At 46.6% G+C, this 15,505-nt stretch carries 18 protein-coding genes; 4 read left to right on the top strand and 14 right to left on the bottom strand.

The annotated features are described in order from the left end of the window. From QZ147_RS04930 to QZ147_RS04915, 4 genes are all read right to left on the bottom strand, one after another. A partial coding sequence (locus tag QZ147_RS04930) for an insulinase family protein (RefSeq protein ID WP_295147692.1) occupies positions 1 to 596 on the bottom strand: 596 nt, incomplete at its 3' end. Next, positions 596 to 1,642: a dehypoxanthine futalosine cyclase gene (locus QZ147_RS04925; RefSeq protein WP_295147691.1), complete on the bottom strand. Its 1,047-nt coding sequence runs from the start codon at positions 1,640 to 1,642 to the stop codon at positions 596 to 598. The genes QZ147_RS04925 and QZ147_RS04930, both read right to left, overlap by 1 nt. Before the next feature lie 59 nt (positions 1,643 to 1,701). Continuing rightward, positions 1,702 to 2,094, bottom strand: coding sequence for an NfeD family protein (locus tag QZ147_RS04920; protein WP_295147689.1), 393 nt, complete (start codon positions 2,092 to 2,094; stop codon positions 1,702 to 1,704). 9 nt (positions 2,095 to 2,103) lie between these two features. Then, positions 2,104 to 3,051 carry a stomatin-like protein gene (locus QZ147_RS04915; RefSeq protein ID WP_295147686.1) on the bottom strand — a complete coding sequence of 316 codons (948 nt, stop codon included), beginning with the start codon at positions 3,049 to 3,051 and terminating at the stop codon, positions 2,104 to 2,106. A gap of 75 nt (positions 3,052 to 3,126) precedes the next feature. Here QZ147_RS04915 and QZ147_RS04910 point away from each other — a divergent pair, with 75 nt between their 5' ends. From QZ147_RS04910 to QZ147_RS04900, 3 genes are read left to right on the top strand one after another with little or no spacing between them, the layout of a single operon-like run. Further along, positions 3,127 to 3,555 carry a copper resistance protein NlpE gene (locus QZ147_RS04910; RefSeq protein ID WP_295147684.1) on the top strand — a complete coding sequence of 143 codons (429 nt, stop codon included), beginning with the start codon at positions 3,127 to 3,129 and terminating at the stop codon, positions 3,553 to 3,555. 10 nt (positions 3,556 to 3,565) lie between these two features. Continuing rightward, positions 3,566 to 4,774 carry a copper resistance protein NlpE gene (locus QZ147_RS04905; protein ID WP_295147681.1) on the top strand — a complete coding sequence of 403 codons (1,209 nt, stop codon included), beginning with the start codon at positions 3,566 to 3,568 and terminating at the stop codon, positions 4,772 to 4,774. After that, a complete protein-coding gene (locus tag QZ147_RS04900) occupies positions 4,775 to 5,974 on the top strand; it encodes an MFS transporter (RefSeq protein ID WP_295147678.1) in 1,200 nt (399 codons plus the stop codon). Between the two features lie 156 nt (positions 5,975 to 6,130). On the opposite strand, the gene QZ147_RS04895 is transcribed toward QZ147_RS04900, so the two are convergent. From QZ147_RS04895 to QZ147_RS04850, 10 genes are all read right to left on the bottom strand, one after another. Then, positions 6,131 to 6,961, bottom strand: a complete 831-nt coding sequence (locus QZ147_RS04895; RefSeq protein WP_295147675.1) for a protein-glutamate O-methyltransferase CheR — start codon at positions 6,959 to 6,961, stop codon at positions 6,131 to 6,133. Further along, a complete protein-coding gene (locus tag QZ147_RS04890; RefSeq protein ID WP_295147673.1) occupies positions 6,951 to 7,517 on the bottom strand; it encodes a CheB methylesterase domain-containing protein in 567 nt (188 codons plus the stop codon). Before QZ147_RS04890 ends, QZ147_RS04895 begins: the two co-directional genes overlap by 11 nt. A gap of 14 nt (positions 7,518 to 7,531) precedes the next feature. Next, positions 7,532 to 9,226 carry a methyl-accepting chemotaxis protein gene (locus QZ147_RS04885; RefSeq protein WP_295147672.1) on the bottom strand — a complete coding sequence of 565 codons (1,695 nt, stop codon included), beginning with the start codon at positions 9,224 to 9,226 and terminating at the stop codon, positions 7,532 to 7,534. Positions 9,227 to 9,306: 80 nt separating this feature from the next. Continuing rightward, entirely contained in the window at positions 9,307 to 9,564 is a 258-nt protein-coding gene (locus tag QZ147_RS04880) for a FlhB-like flagellar biosynthesis protein (RefSeq protein WP_295147671.1), read from the bottom strand. 2 nt (positions 9,565 to 9,566) lie between these two features. Continuing rightward, positions 9,567 to 11,249 carry a flagellar hook-length control protein FliK gene (locus QZ147_RS04875; protein WP_295147668.1) on the bottom strand — a complete coding sequence of 561 codons (1,683 nt, stop codon included), beginning with the start codon at positions 11,247 to 11,249 and terminating at the stop codon, positions 9,567 to 9,569. Further along, positions 11,233 to 12,468 (bottom strand): MFS transporter, encoded by a 1,236-nt coding sequence (locus QZ147_RS04870; protein WP_295147666.1) that lies wholly within the window; start codon positions 12,466 to 12,468, stop codon positions 11,233 to 11,235. The genes QZ147_RS04875 and QZ147_RS04870 overlap by 17 nt, the downstream gene beginning before the upstream one ends. Positions 12,469 to 12,578: 110 nt before the next feature. After that, positions 12,579 to 13,172 (bottom strand): hypothetical protein, encoded by a 594-nt coding sequence (locus tag QZ147_RS04865; RefSeq protein ID WP_295147663.1) that lies wholly within the window; start codon positions 13,170 to 13,172, stop codon positions 12,579 to 12,581. 103 nt (positions 13,173 to 13,275) lie between these two features. Continuing rightward, positions 13,276 to 13,557 (bottom strand): AtpZ/AtpI family protein, encoded by a 282-nt coding sequence (locus QZ147_RS04860; protein WP_295147662.1) that lies wholly within the window; start codon positions 13,555 to 13,557, stop codon positions 13,276 to 13,278. After that, positions 13,550 to 14,833 carry a glutamate-1-semialdehyde 2,1-aminomutase gene (hemL, locus tag QZ147_RS04855; RefSeq protein WP_295147660.1) on the bottom strand — a complete coding sequence of 428 codons (1,284 nt, stop codon included), beginning with the start codon at positions 14,831 to 14,833 and terminating at the stop codon, positions 13,550 to 13,552. Before hemL ends, QZ147_RS04860 begins: the two co-directional genes overlap by 8 nt. Continuing rightward, on the bottom strand, positions 14,830 to 15,204 hold the full coding sequence (locus QZ147_RS04850; protein WP_295147657.1) for a c-type cytochrome: 375 nt from the start codon (positions 15,202 to 15,204) through the stop codon (positions 14,830 to 14,832). The genes hemL and QZ147_RS04850 overlap by 4 nt, the downstream gene beginning before the upstream one ends. 80 nt (positions 15,205 to 15,284) lie before the next feature. Between QZ147_RS04850 and QZ147_RS04845 the strand changes: the two genes are divergently transcribed. After that, a partial coding sequence (locus tag QZ147_RS04845; RefSeq protein ID WP_295147655.1) for a tetrahydrofolate dehydrogenase/cyclohydrolase catalytic domain-containing protein occupies positions 15,285 to 15,505 on the top strand: 221 nt, incomplete at its 3' end.

Below are 15,505 nucleotides of genomic sequence, written 5' to 3'. Positions count from 1 at the left end.
CACTCTTTCTCGCTTACGTCGCCACCCATCGAGATAAATAAATTCGCCAAATTTAGATGCGTTTTAATAAAATCCTTAACCTGCTCTAATTTCATATTCTCAACGCTTTTTGCCGTGCCGAAATTTGCGTAGGCTAGCGGAGTTTTTGGATATAAAATTTCCATCAATCCGCAGCGCGCTACGTGATCGAAATCATCCTCGCTAGCGGCTATCTCGCCCAAAGTTACGGCCTTGCAGCGTTCTAGCGCCTCATTTGTTAGATTAGGCTCCCTTAAAAGCGCGCCTAGCATCTCGCACGCGTAGATAAGGTGCTCTTTTAGGCAGTTTAGGCTAATCGTAAGCGTCTCAAACCCCGCGTCCGCGCCTAGGTTAATCGCGCGCATTTCAAGAAGCCGCGCAAATTCGGCGCTGCCTAAGCTTAGCGTGCCTTCGTTTAGTATATTAGCAGCCATCGCCGCAAGTCCCGCCGTCTTCCCGTCGCGGCAAGCGCCCGCTACCTTAAATACGAGCTTTACGGCGGCTACGGGCAGCTGCTTCGAGCTTTCGAAAACTACGGGAATTTTTGCGCCTTTAACGTCTAAATGTAAAATTTTCATCAGTATTTCTCCAAAATATCGTAATTCGTATTTCGTTTCGCGGGCGTCTCGCCTACGTCTTTAATAAGCTCGATCATCTGCTCTTGATTCATTCGGTAGCTGGCTCCCGCCGCGCGCACGACGTTTTCCTCCATCATGGTACTACCCAGATCGTTCGCGCCGAATTTTAGCGCGAGCTGCCCCACGTAGCTGCCTTGCGTAACCCAGCTGCTTTGGATATTTTTAAAATTATCCAAAAATAGCCTAGAAACGGCGAGTAGGCGTAAATATCGATTCGAGCTTTGTTTTACGATATCGGGGCGCTCGGCTAGTAACTTCGTATTCGCTCCTTGAAAGCTCCACAGGATAAACGCCCTAAACCCGCCCGTCTCGTCTTGCAAGCGTCTAATATACTCCCAGTGCTCCACGATCTCGCGCGTAGTTTCTACGGTGCCGAACATCATCGTAGCCGTGGTCTTTACGCCGACGCTATGAGCTTCTTTATGAATACGCAGCCACGTAGCCGTGTCGCATTTTTTAGGGGCTACGAGCTCTCTTACTCGGTCGCTTAAAATTTCCGCGCCGGCTCCGGGCATCGAATAAAGCCCCTTATTTTTTAGGCGCTTTAAAACTTCAAGCGTCGAAATTTTAGAAATTTTAGCTATATAATCTATCTCGATCGCCGAAAATCCGTGTATCGTAACGCTAGGATATTTTTTAGCGATAAACTCCACGAGATCCTCGTACCACTCGATTTTAAGCTTCGGATGCACGCCGCCTTGAAACAAAATTTGCGTTCCGCCGATGGCGATTAGCTCCTCGATTTTTGCGCCGATCTCCTCAAAGCTAAGCACGTAGGCTTCGTCCTCTCTCGCATGTCTGTAAAACGCGCAAAATTTGCAGTCTACCCAGCAAACGTTCGTGTAATTTATATTTCTATCTACGATAAAAGTCGTGATTTTTTCCGGATGCAGCTCGCGTTTTTTAGCGTAAGCCATCGCGCCTAGCTCGTGAAGCGGCGCGCTTTCTATAAGCTCCACCGCTTCGTCGATACTCATTCTATTCAAAATTTCGCCTTTATAATTTTTAGCGTAGAGTAGCGAAATTTAGCTTATAAAATTTAAAATTAGCCCAAAATCACGCGGTTGCCTCGCGTGCCTTTTATCTCGACGCGCTCGCCTTCGGCGATTTTATCGCCGTCGTAGTGCCACATCGTTCCTTTATAATAAATCATCCCTTCGCGCGCTACTCCGACGCCGCGCTCGTCTAAAAAATCCTCTTTTATCTCGCTTTTTTTGCTAAATTTTCGTACGAGCAATCTGCGAAACGAAAATAGCGATATTAGCGATACGCTAAGAGCGGCTAAAATTTGATACTGCCAAGCGAAATTTAGCCCGAAATTTAAAGCTCCCACGACGATAAAGCCCAGTCCGAAAAATAGCAGATAAAACGAAAACGCTATAAGCTCGGCCGCCATCAAAAGCACGCCTACGCCTAACATTATAAAAGGACTTATCATTTTATCGCCCTATTTTCTAGTACTTAAATTTTGCGCGCCCTCTTGCGAACCGGCGCCGATGAAATTTTTAATCACGCTTAGTGAACCTATTAGCTCAGTCGCTTCGTAAGGGACTAAAATTTTATCTTTCGAGCCGTTTTTCGCTAGCTCGTTAAACGCCGCTACGCGGTCGCGAGCTAGCAAGAACTCGGCGGCGTTTGCATTACGCGCCATGCTTTCGTTTATCATGTCCATCGCCTCTTTTTGAGCTGTTGCCAGCGCGATTTGCTCATATTTTTTCGCATCGGCCATACGCTCGATGGCTTCGGCTTGCAATACTTTTTCTTGTTTTAGCGCCTCGGCGTTGCGGATGAGCGCCTCTTTTTCAGCCTGCGCTTTTAGCTCGATCGCGCGTTTTTCGCGCTCGGCTTTCATTTGTAGATTCATTGCCTCTTCGATGCCGTGCGGCACGGAGATCTCCGAGATCTCGACGCGCATGATCTTTACGCCCCAGTTATCGGCGGCGTCTCCGAGCGCTCTTTGTAGCGCGGAGTTTAGGCGGTCGCGCGAGCTAAGCGTGTCATCGAGATTCATCGCGCCTATCTCGCCGCGCAGCGTCGTCATGGCTAAATTTGCGATCGCGCGCTTGTAGCTATCGACGTTATAAACAGCCATTTTGCCGTCAAATACCTTTAAAAACACGATGCCGTCGACGCTGATATTTACGTTATCTTTGGTGATAACTTGTTGTTTGGTGATATCTACCAGCTGCTCTCTAACCGTGATGACACTTCTAATTTGATCGACGAAAGGGATTATTATATGAAATCCGCCGTCAAGCACTTTGTGAAACCGCCCTAACCGCTCGATGATTAAAGTATCCGCTTGCGAGACGATTTTTACCGCCGATTTTAAAAATAACGCGACCAAAATCGCCGCGCACAAAACGAAAAATATAACTAAAATTTCGCTGCTCATAACCCGTCCTTTATAGATTTTGTTTAAACACAAGTTGTATTATAACAAACCATATCAAAATTTAAAGGAAAAACCATGAAAAATTTAGTACTTGCTTTTTGCGCGGGCGCGCTACTGCTAGGCTGCGCGAGTAATACGCCGCAAACCAACCTACCTAGCGGCGCTTGCTCTACGCAGGAAAAATGCCTGGCCGGCGAAGCAAAAGTAGTAGGCGTCTATGAGGCCAAACTTCCGTGCGCAAGCTGCTCTGGCATCGAAGCTCGCCTTACGTTAAACAAAGATGCGACGTTTAACGCGGAAATGACTTATTTGTCAAAAGATAAATACAAAGAAGCTAGACGCGGCACATACGCCGTAATCGCGGGCAACGTCGTAACCACCGACAACTATAAAGAAAAACAAAGCTATAAAATAGACGGCGAAAATTTAATCATGCTTGATTTTGAAGGTAAAGAGCCGACCGGAGAGCTAAAAGATTTTTACGTATTTAAAAAGGTAAAATAAAGGGGCTAGCATGAAAAAAATAGTCGCGCTAGCCGCCGCATTATTTTTTCTAGGCTGCGCGGGAGATAAAACTCCCGCCCCAAGCGACGCGAACCTAACGGCGCCGCCCCCGCAAAAACCGCAAATTAGCGGCGCAAAAACCGAAATCAAACAAGATTTAGCGCGAAATTTTAGCGGCGATTTTAGCGCGGTTACGCCCTGCGATAAATGCGAAGGCGTAAAAACGATAATCACGCTAAACAAAGACAAAACCTACAAAAAAACGATGCTTTTTATCTCTAATAACCCCGAATTTTTAACGCAAGAAGGAAATTTTAGCGCGGAAAACAACCTAATAACCCTAAGTGCGAATAGCGGCGAGCAAAGCTATTTCGAGCCTTACAAAAACGCGTTGGCGCAGCTTGACGAGCAAAAAAACAAGCGCGCGGGAGTACTGGCCGAAATTTATAACTTTAAAGCATTAGACAAAGACTATAAAAGCGGATTTTTCGGAGAATTTTTTAAACTAAAAAACGATAAAAATTTCCAAGCCGTAATAATCTCGCCTTATAAAAACGGCGCTAAGATCGGCGTTTATTCAAATCTAGACGATAGCGGCGAACAGCTTTGCGATTTTGAAGGCGAAGCTAGATACGAAAACGGAATTTTCTACGTTTACGCGGGAAAATTTAAGGTAGACGTCCATAGAATCAAGGACGGAATTTTTATAAACGCGAATTCTGGCGCGCAAATTTGCAAAACCGGCTATTTTACGGGTAAATACTCGCAAAAAACGGACGTTTCAAATACGTTCGGCAAATATTTTTTAGGCGAGCTGACGCCGGATATGAAAAGCGGCGATATCATTAAAATCTACGGCGCTAAAAATATCAAAAAAGACGCGCGCGACAGGGGCGAAAATTCTCACGTAGTTTACCGAGACGGCGAGGCGAAATTTAAATATCTGCTTCAAAACGGCGTTATTACGCGAGTAGAAATTTTATCCCGTAGCTTTAAAAGTCCGCAAGGCGTCGGACTCGGTTCTACGATAGCGCAGGTAAAATCCGCTCTTAAAATCAAAAATTTCGCCTTCTCGGACGGGCGAATTTCGCTAAAAATCCCGAGCCTAAACGCCGTGTTTAAGATCGAAAATTCTCAAAATTTAACGAGCGTAAAAAGCTTGGAGCAAATACCTAGCAGCTATAAAGTAGATGCGATAATCTTAAACTGGAACGAATAAATGCGCGCTTATTTTAGACTGCTGCGCGACGAGCGAAATTTTAGGCTGCTTAGCCTAATTCAGCTTATGTGCTATTTCGGCGTATGGTTCTCGCATACGGGAATTTTTACGCTTTTAATCGAGCTTCGCGCGCCGGTGTGGGCGATCACGGCGGCTGCTGCGATGGCGTATCTGCCTTGCGTGATGTTAGCGCCCGTTAGCGGGATAATGGTTGATAAATTTAGCCCCAAACCTATGCTTTTAATAATGGCTCTAATCGAGACCGTCACGGTTTTTATGCTGGTTTTTATTACCTCGCTTGAATATTTATGGCTGCTTTTGGCGCTAATTTTCGTTCGAAACGGCACGGGAGCAATGTATTTTCAAGTAGAAATGAGCCTACTGCCTAAAATTTTAAGCCCTACAAATCTTAAACTAGCAAACGAGATCCACTCCATTATCTGGGCAATCTCGTACACCGCGGGTATGGGGCTTGCGGGCATTTATATTCATTTTTTCGGTATTAAAAGCGCGTTTATTTTAGACGGATTTATCTATATCGCTAGCTTTTATTTTTTATTCTCCGTTAAGCTACCAGGTCTAGTTAGCGGCGCGGCTCAAAGCGCCGCTAAAATGCTAAAAGAAGGGCTGATTTATCTGCGCGAAAATAGGCTCATCGCGCACTTAATCTTCCTTCACGCGTTCGTAGGCGTTACCGCGTACGACGCGCTCGTGGCACTGTTAGCCGATTACGAATACGCAGGGCTTTTGTCTACGTCGCTAATCATCGGTTTTATCAACGCCTCGCGCTCGGTAGCGCTGATGATAGGACCGGCATTTTTAAGCCGCATCGTAGGTAAGCAAACGCTGGTTTTTATCTATCTAGGACACGGGCTTGGCGTAATAGCGTGGGCGCTTACGCAGTTTAACTTCTACGCGGGGCTTGCGGGGCTTTTAGCCGCCGGGTTTTTTACCTCGACGCTTTGGAGCTACACCTACACGCTGATACAGCAAAACTGCGACCCGAAATTTTACGGACGCATAATCGCTTATAACGATATGATATATCTAGGCGTAAGCGCGGTAATATCGCTCGGTATCGGGTGGCTATTTCGTCTGGGCGTAAATTTACAGGCGATTACGGCTATTATCGGCGCTAGCTTTTTTATCGGAGCGATTTACTACGTTTGGGTTAAAAATAGATATGAGATAAAGGCATAAAATTTGGGCGGTAAATTTTAATGCAAGCCGCGGTAGACGTAAAATTTAGGCACGGAAAAACGCATAGCTTTTAAAACCGAAATTTTAGCAAAGCGGGCGGCAAAGTCGCGGTTTTTACGAAGGCGCTAGCTAGCAACGTGCGAAGTCGCGAAAATTTTATACCTTTTCGTAATAAAACGTCCCGCCGGAAAATTGCTTCTTATAAATTGCCGTGTAAGGCACTAAATCCGCATGCCCCGTATAAAGCCTACCGTGGCTATTTAGCATTTTATGTAAGCGTTCGATGCATTTTAGGCGAAATTCGTCGTCGAAATATATCATCATATTACGCGATAAAACTATATCGAATTTTCCTAGATTAAACATCGCGTCGTCGAATACGTTTAGAATTTTAAACTCGCAGCGCGCTAGCATCGATTTTTTAACGGCGAATTTATCGCCCTCTTTCGTAAAAAAGCGCTCCTTTTGATAGCCGTCTAGTCGGTGTAAGCTCCGTTCGTTATAAACGGCGGTTTGACAGCTTGAAATAGCTTGCGAGTTAATATCGATACCTACTATTTGAAGCGAAGCGGCATTCATACCGATCTCGTGGGCTAGCATCGCAAGAGAGTAGACCTCATCGCCCGTCGAGCACGGCGCGCATAAAATTCTAGCCGTTCCCAAGTCCTTCGCGTAGGCTATTACGTCTTTTAACTGCGGTAATTCTCGGTAAAAATAAGTCTCGTTAACCGTGACCAAATTTAAGATATCCTGCCTCGTCTGGGCGTTATAGCGAATCATATTTACGATGTCTTTAAACGTCGCTATTTGGCGGTTTTTGGCAAAGGTGCTTAGGCGCTGCAAGGTAATGTCGCGCTTAGGCTCCAAATCTACCCCGCAAAGCGTCTTAATAGAGCGCATAAATTCCTCGAATCCATCCATATCGCTAGGCGCTTTCATCTCTTGCGCGGCGTTTAAATTTTGCGTTTCGTGTTTTCTAAATAGCATTTAAAAAGCCTTCGAGTTCTATTTTCGCGCCAGCTAAATTTAACGATTTTAGGTTTGGATTTAGCTCTTTGGCGCGTTTTGGCATACCGTATACGATCGCGCTCTCTTCGTTTTCGCCGACGCATTTCGCTCCCGCTTTATATAGCGCGTGAAGCCCCGCCGCCCCATCGTCTCCGATGCCCGTTAGCAGTATCGCCATTACGCTTAAATTTTTACAAACCGCTACGCCCGAGCGAAAAAGTATATCGACGTTTGGCGTATAGGTAGTTTTTTCTTCGGTATTGGGACGCGCGCTTAAAGGCATAGTATCGCAGATCATAAAATTTTGATCGCAGATATAGACTATATTTTCTTTAAGCATGGTCTTTTCGCTTAGCAGACGTACGTCCAGCCCGCATTCGCGCCCTACCTGCGCGGCAAACGAGCCGATAAACATCTTATTCATATGCTGAGCGATCACTACGGTAGCGCCGTTTAACTTGACGTCTTTTAAAAGTTTTTTAATATGTCCGGGACCCCCCGTAGAAGCCCCGATCAAGATTAATTTTTGAGCCATTTAGCCTCGCTTTATCAAGTCCTAAATTCTCCGAGTTTAGCGTTTAGCGTATCGGTCATTTTATTTAGATGTTCGGCCGCGGCGGCAATCTCTTCTACGCTCCTAGCATTTTCGGTAGAGATTACGTTTATACCGTCTATGTTTTTAACGATATCGTCTATATTTTTGCCCGTATTTATATAATCTTGTATCGTCTTATCCGATAAGCCTATCGCGGCGCTCATTACGTTGCTCATCTCTTGTATAGTATGCTCTACGCTGCTAGCTACGCCGGTTAACTCTTGGATTTGCTTAGAATTCGAGCTCATTTGCTCGCTGCTATCGCTGATGGCTTGAACGATTACGTTAATAGTCGCGTTTATTTCGGTTAGGCTTCGCTGCGTTCTTTCCGCTAGCTGCCTTACCTCGTCGGCTACTACGGCAAAACCGCGTCCGTGCTCGCCCGCCCGCGCCGCCTCGATAGCGGCGTTTAGAGCTAGCAAGTTAGTCTGATCCGCGATATCATTGATTACGACAAGGACCGATTTTACCTGCTCGGCATCTTTGCTTAGCTGATCTATTCTATTTGCCATCTCGCCTTCGGTTTGAGCCGTTTGCATAATTTCGGAGGTTAAATTCGAAATAGCCCTATTTGCTTCGTCTACGTAGCCTAACGCTTTTGAAAGATCGTCTTTACCGCTTTTAGCCACTTCGATAGAGTCTCTCATATTGCTTTGAATAGCGCCGCAATTTTGGCTAGTTTGCATTACGATCGAGGTTGATTCCTCTACTCTTTTGCCTGTATGTAGCGAGGTAGAGCTTAGCTCGTTTGCGATCGAGCTATTTTCTGCGGATAAATTTTTAGCGTCACTTATTAAAACGCGCACTTTTTCGATAAAGCTATTCACCGCTTCGCTAGCAAGAGCGATCTCGTCTTTACCGCGAACTTCTAGTTTGCGCGTTAGATCGCCGTCACCGCTTGAAAGGTTCGCCGCACGAGAGATTAGCTCGTTTAGCGGCTTAGTAATTGAAATTCTAGCGTAAAGCACCGATAGCGCAAGAGCGATAAATACGACCATTACCGCCATTACTATAAACGTCGTAGTGGCCTCTTTCGCCTCTTTTTGCATAGCGGCGGTTTGCTTTTCTGCAATCGCGTATGCGTTTTCAAGATCGGCGATTACGACCATCACGTATCTCTCTCCGGCTATGTCGATAAATCTGCTATTTGCTATACGGCGGCTCGTAGCGCCGTCTTTGGCTTTGAACGTATAAGATATAATTTCATCCCTGCTCGATGCGCTTTGGATAAATTTTTGTACGTATTTTACGCCGTTTACGTCCGTCGCATCGAACCTATTTTGCCCGTTAAATTGCGGATTTCCCGGATTTAATACGGTAATACCTTTTTCGTCGTAAAGGCTTACGTAGCCCTTGCCGCCGGCGCCGAATCTAATCGAGCTAATGTAATCCATGGTATCCGTTCTGGTTTCCTCTTTGCTCGTATTCGTCGCGGCGTAACTTTTGCCCACTTGCTCTAAGAATGCGGAAACTATATCAAGCTCTTCCAAAAGGGCTACCTTTTTGCCGTCTATTATCGAGTTTATCAGCGTCTCGCTGGAGCTATTAATACTTTTATCCTGTTCGTAAATATTTAGCGACACTAGCGAGACTAATAGCGCAAGAAGCGACGCTACTACCATTACCGTTACTTTGGTCGAAATTTTCATATTTCCTCCGTAAATCTGAGTTTTGAAAGCTCTAATTTTACCTAAAATTTAAAATTCCTAGCTGAAATTTTAAATTTTATTTATTTTTGATTTGTAATTTTATACAAAAAGCTAAAAATTTCTGCTACGGCTTTGTATAAATTAGGCGGGATTTCCTGTTCGACCTCGACCTTGCTTAAAATTTCGATTAAATCAGGATCTTCTTTGATAGGAATTTTATGTTCGCGCGCAAGATTTATTATTCTGCTCGCAGTCTCGCCCGCGCCGCTTGCAAGCACCTTGGGCGCGCTATCTTTGGCGCGGTTATAGCCTAGCGCGACCGCCTTTTTTTTAGCCATTTTTACGCCTTTTTATCATAGCCGACGTCTAGCCCGCCGAAATTTTTAAATTTCGCGTTAAGCTTATCTTTGGGCAGCGTCTTAACGCTAAAACTAGATACGATTAGCCCAAGCTCGCTAATCGCCTTTTTTAGCCCCCTAGCCTCGCTTAAAATCAAATCCTTAAATTCCGCCGTTTGCGTCGCCACCGATACGTCGATATATTTTTTATCCGCAAGCCCGATCATTACGTTAATCTGCCCGTAACGATCAAAATTTAAATCGATCTGCGCGTAAAATTTATCCTTTTTACCGCGCTTAAAAGCCACGCTGCCTCCCTGCGCGCCGTCCCAAACGTAGGGCATAAAGGTCTGCACGCCGCCTTGAAGCGCCGAAATCATCTGGTGCATTTCGATTTGCGCCAACATCTTGCCCGCGCTTTCTTTAAGCTGTAAATTTTGCGTCTTGTCTTGGATATTAAGCAGCGCGTTTTTAACGTCCGAATTTAGCCCTTTTAGCACCTGTTCGATATCTTGACGCTCGATTTTAGCTACGTCCGCGGACGCCGTTTTTAGATGCCTTATCAGCGCGCCGGTCTCGCGCAAATTTTGCTTTGCGGCGTGCGCCTGCTTATCGGCGTAGCTTATCGTTTGCGCCAGCCTTCTAGCGGCGGTTTCCAGCTTATCTTGCAGACTTAAATTTTCGCCCCCTCCCGTCGCGGCCTCGTAGTTTTTGATTAGCCCCGCTTCGTCGCCTGCGCTATTTACGCTTTTTAGCGCGACTTGAAGTTCGTCTAGCGCTTTATTTAGCTCTTTAAAATTTGAAATAAATCCCGCGCTTTGATTTAGTTTTTCGTTAGGAAGCGCCGAAATTTTAGCTTTTAGCGCGTTCGTAAAATCGCTTATTTTATTCATTTGGTTTTTGATCGCGTCGGCGTTTAGCTCTTTATTTAGCGATTTATCGATAAATTTAGCGATATTATCGAGCTTATCCACGTCCGTTAAAAGCTGCTTAAATTTCGAGCCTTCAAGCGTATTTTGCGCGCTGCTTTTAGCCTCGTTTAGCATTTTGCTTAACTTTAAAAACGACGCCTCGTTACCCGAATTTTCATCGTTTGCTAAATCTAAAATTTGATTTAAAAGTTTAGGGTCGCTTAAATCCTTAATATTTGAGAGCAAATTTTGAATAGATGCGGGTAGTTTTTCGCCCGTAAGCGCGTTTTTTAGGTTGGCTTCCAGCATAACGCCCGAGTTTTTTATCTGATTTTCAAGAGGCGCGGTCTTTAAATCCGCGATCGGGCGCAAAAATTCTTTAAGTTTTAGCACGAATTCTTTTAGCTCGGGCTCGTTTTGTAGCTGCGTTTGGAGGGAATTTGCAAATTCTTGCAGGTCGTTTGCGAAATTCGGCGCTATTTGAGCCTGTTTGGCTTGCTCGATTATCCGCGCGCTTTTAGTTAGCGAGCCAGAGTTTTTAAGCTCGTCCAGCACCCGCGCGACGAGTTTTTGCGCGCCGTCTAGCGCTTCGTTCGCGGCGGCTTGCGAGTCCGTTAAAACGCCCGCTTGCGTGCTTTGCGTGGCGTTTTTAAATAATCCGCCCTTGTCGGTCTGCGCCGCGCCGCCTAAATTCGAAGAGCCCTGCTTTTGGGTCGGAATTTGGCTTTGATTGACCGCGGCTTGCGTTACGTTTAGATTATTTAAAATCGCCATCGCTGCCTCCCGTTTTTAACTCGCCGTCAAGGTGCGCGCGCACGGTAAGTGGCTCGTAACTCTTGCGAAACTGCGCAGCAATCGTCTTTTTGCTAAGTGCGAACGCTAGTAAAAAAACCAGCAGAAATATATAGACGTATATAAATCCGCCGACGCCGAAAATTTTCATCGCGCCGCCGGTTAACAGCGGCGAGACGATAGAACCCAAAGAGTAGCTAAAAAGCAGCGTGCGAGCGACTTTGGCGCTTTGGCTTTTCTCGTTTATTTCGTCGTTGGCCCTAGCGATAGAAAGTCCGTAAAGACAAAATATCCCGCTGCCTAAAATAAACGCCAGAGCGCACCAGAGTGCGAAATTCGCGTTTTTTAAAAGCAAGAATGCGCTAGCGGCGATTAGCGCCGTGACGCAAGATAAGATTATGGCGGGTCTGCGTCCGAAGCGATCGGAAAATTTACCTATAAATAGTTGCGCGCAAAATCCGCCCGCCATCGCTATCGTCATGAAAAAAGACGCCTCCTTCGCTCCGTATCCTTGCAATAAAATAAATACGCTAGACATAGAAAAAAAGCCGTTAACCAGCACTCCTGCCGTAACCGAGCCCGCAAGCGCCAGCGGGACGATGGAGAAAATTTTAGGGATGCTTATGCGCTCTTTTTGCGGGACGAGCGGCTCTTTGATTTTGATTAAATTAAGCGGAATAGACGAAAGCATAATAAACGCCGCGCTTATTATAAAAACTTCGAAAGAGGCTAAATTTAGCGCCAAAATCAAAATCCCCGCACCGAAGCTTACGTAAAAAACCGCCTCGTAAAACGCGATCACCCGAGAGCGCACGGAGTTTGAAATTTTAGCGTTTAGCCAGCTTTCTATTACCATTAAAAGCGCGTAATAGCAAAATCCCAAAAGCGCGCGCAAGATCGCCCAAAAATATAAATTTAGACTCAATGCGTGCAGCATAGCAGATACGCCAAATACCGCCGTAAAAATAGCGAACGAGCGGATATGGCCGACTTTTGAGACTATGCGATGCGCCAAAATCGTACTAATCATCGCCCCTATGAAAAAGCAGGTGTTAATTAGCCCGATAACAAGCTCGTCCGCCCCCGCGTTTTTAAGCTCGACGCCTGCCGAGGGGATAATAAGTCCGTTACCCAAAAACATTAGGCTCATCGATAAAAACAGCGGCGCCATCGAGAGGATAGTTCGTTTGCTATTCGCCATTTTATAGCCTAAATTTCGCGTTTATTTTTACAGGCGAATAGCGTCCGTAAATTCCCGCGCGGTCTTTGCCCGAAGAAGGCGCGGATTTTAAAGGGTTAAAATTTTTCATTTTATTCGCCGTCCCGCGCTTTTGCGCCTAATACGCCAAATATCATAGCCCCCAGCGGCATACCCGCAAGCCCTATTAAAAACCCCGCGATATCAAGCATTTCTTTACGCTTAAGCGCTAAAAACCCCAGCGCGAGCGCGGCGTAGGCCAGCAAGCGATACGGCGTAAATGCGGCGGTTAAGTTCATATCTTTTAAGCTTGTTTTTTGGCGTTTTAGCCTGGCTTTCTCGTCTTTTAGGCTAAAATTTTCGTTTTTTAAATTCTCGCGCGCCGAATTTTCGCCGCCTAAATTTTCGCCTCGCGCGCTTGGCGTCTTTTCGTTTGCTAAATTTCGCGCGTCTAAATTTTCATCGCCCCAAATTTCGGCTTCCGCCTCGTCTTTTTCCGCTTCGGGGGCTAAAATTTCGTCGCGATCGTTTAGCAGTCTTAGCTCCGCCCGCTTTTTGTAGCTAAAAAACGTAGCCGCAGTTATAAGCAGCGCCGCAAAAAATGCCGTCTGCGAGCTAGCGATAAATTTTACGCCCGCAAACGCGCCGGCTAGCGTAAGCGCCGCCCACAGCGCGCCGTAGATGAAAAGTAGGCGTTTTAAAACCAAAATTTCGCCCCTTTGCCGCGTAAAATTTCGTGTACGCGAACGGCTAAAATTTTAGCCCTATTTTTTTCGCGAGCAAAGCCGCAAAACGTAAAATTTCGCATACTCACTCGTCTTCATCCTCGTCATCGTCTTTTCGGGCTTTGTAACGATTTTCGTCTTTTAGCTCGTCTAGGCTTTTTACCTGTTTATCGTAGGCTTTTTTGACGTTTAAAACGGCTGCGGCGATACCTAGCGCAAGACCGGCAAATATCGCCCACGTCCAGCCCGTAACGCTTTTTAGCCAAAACCCGAGCCCCGTGCCGATCGCCACGGCTACGACGATTGAAATACCCAGACTTAGTTGCTCGGCGCCTTTTACGACTTCACCGATATTTAGCTTAGCCATGAGCAATTTTCGCCAAAACTTTGCGCGCGCAATCTACCGCAAAATCGATCTGCTCTTCGCTCATCGCGCCGCATATAAAGCCCGTCTCGAACTGGCTAGGCGCCAGATATACGCCGCAAGCTAGCATCCCCGCATGAAATTTAGCGTAAAGCGCGGTATTGCTTTTTAGCGCGTCCGCATAGTTTTTTACGGGCTTTTCGTTAAAGAAAAATCCGAGCATCGAGCCGCGCACGCAAGTTTGCAGGCCTACTCCCGCGTCTCGCGCCGCCTCTTTAAAGCCGTCCGTTAGCCTGCGCGCTAAATTTTCAAGCCGCGCGTAAAGCGTCTCGTCTTTTAAAATTTTACCGATAGAGGCCAGCCCCGCCGCCATCGCTACGGGATTTCCGCTTAAAGTGCCCGCCTGATACACGGCTCCCGTCGGGCTTAGGCAATCCATAATCTCCGCCCGTCCGCCGAACGCCGCCGCGGGGCAGCCGCCGCCGATAACCTTGCCGAACGTGATAAGATCGGCTTTTACGCCGTGAAACGGTAGCGAGCCTAGCTTGCTAGCGCGAAACCCGCTCATAACCTCGTCTAAAATTAGCACCGCGCCGTTCTCGTCGCACAGTTTGCGAAGCTCTTTTAAAAACTCGGGCTCGGCGGGCACTAGCCCCATATTTCCCGCGATCGGCTCTATGATGACCGCGCCTATTCGCGCGCCGCTTTGAAATATCGCGCGAACGCTTGAAATATCGTTATAAACGGCTAAAAACGTATTTTTTACCGTATCTGCCGGTACGCCCGCGCTCGACGCGTTACCGTAGGTCGTAGCACCGCTGCCTGCCTTTACCAAAAGCGCGTCGCTGTGTCCGTGGTAGCAGCCTTCGAATTTTATCAGTCCGTCCTTGCCGCTAAAACCGCGCGCTACGCGGATCGCGCTCATCGTAGCTTCCGTACCCGAGCTTACGAAGCGGATCTTTTCTACGTGCGGATGAGTCTCGCAAATTAGCCGCGCTAGATCGCTCTCGTGCATCGTCGGAGCGCCGAAGCTTAGCCCCTTTTTAGCCGTCTCTATTACCGCGTGCTCGATATCCGCGTCGCAGTGCCCGAAAATTAGCGGCCCCCAGCTTTGAATAAAATCCAAATACCGCTTACCCTCGACGTCGATTAAATACGCGCCCTCGCCGCGCTCTACTATAAAAGGTTCGCCGCCTACGCTACCGAATGCGCGCACGGGAGAGTCAACGCCTCCCGGAATATATTTTTTAGCTTCGCCAAAGGCCTCTTTATTCGTCATTTTTTCCTTCCTTTCGTCTGATTTTTATCTAAACTTATTACGTAATCGTATAAAATTTCGCTCTCTTCGTCCGTTAAAAAATAGCTAGGCATTATGCCTTTGGGCTTATTTAGCGCGTTCGCGAACGCTTCATAGCTTATATTATTGATGCGCGGGGCTCTTAGCTCGTCGTCTATTAAAGTTTTATCGTTTTTCGATCGCGCTCGCTTAAATTTAGAGATTAGCGCGCCCTGCCCTTTCGCGCCGTGACACTTATCGCAGCCGATACCGCGCGGGTTAGAATAGAGCATTTTGGCATATTCGGTCTTTGTTATAAAATCCGCTCCGAACGCCGCCGCGCAAACTAATAAAATATAAAAAAACGCCCTCATCGCCGCCCCGATTTCAAAATTTTTAATTAAATTTTGGGTATGATACAACTTTTGTGATTAAAAACGCATAAGGATAGAAAATGCAAATTTTAGACGGAAAAGCCGTTAGCGCGAAGGTTAAAGACGAAGTAGCCAAAGACGCCGCCGCGTTAAAAACCGCAGGCATAGAGCCCGCGCTAGCGGTAATTTTAGTCGGCGAGGATAAAGCCAGCCAGACTTACGTAGCCTCAAAAGAAAAGGCTTGCGTAGCTACTGGCATCCGCTCGGTAATGCACCGCTTACCGGCCGCTACGACGCAAGC

Source organism: uncultured Campylobacter sp. (genome assembly GCF_905371695.1).
In the GTDB taxonomy this organism is placed as follows: Bacteria; Campylobacterota; Campylobacteria; order Campylobacterales; family Campylobacteraceae; genus Campylobacter_A.
Note: the sequence above shows the minus strand (reverse complement) of the source record. Positions and strands in the feature narration are given on the sequence as shown.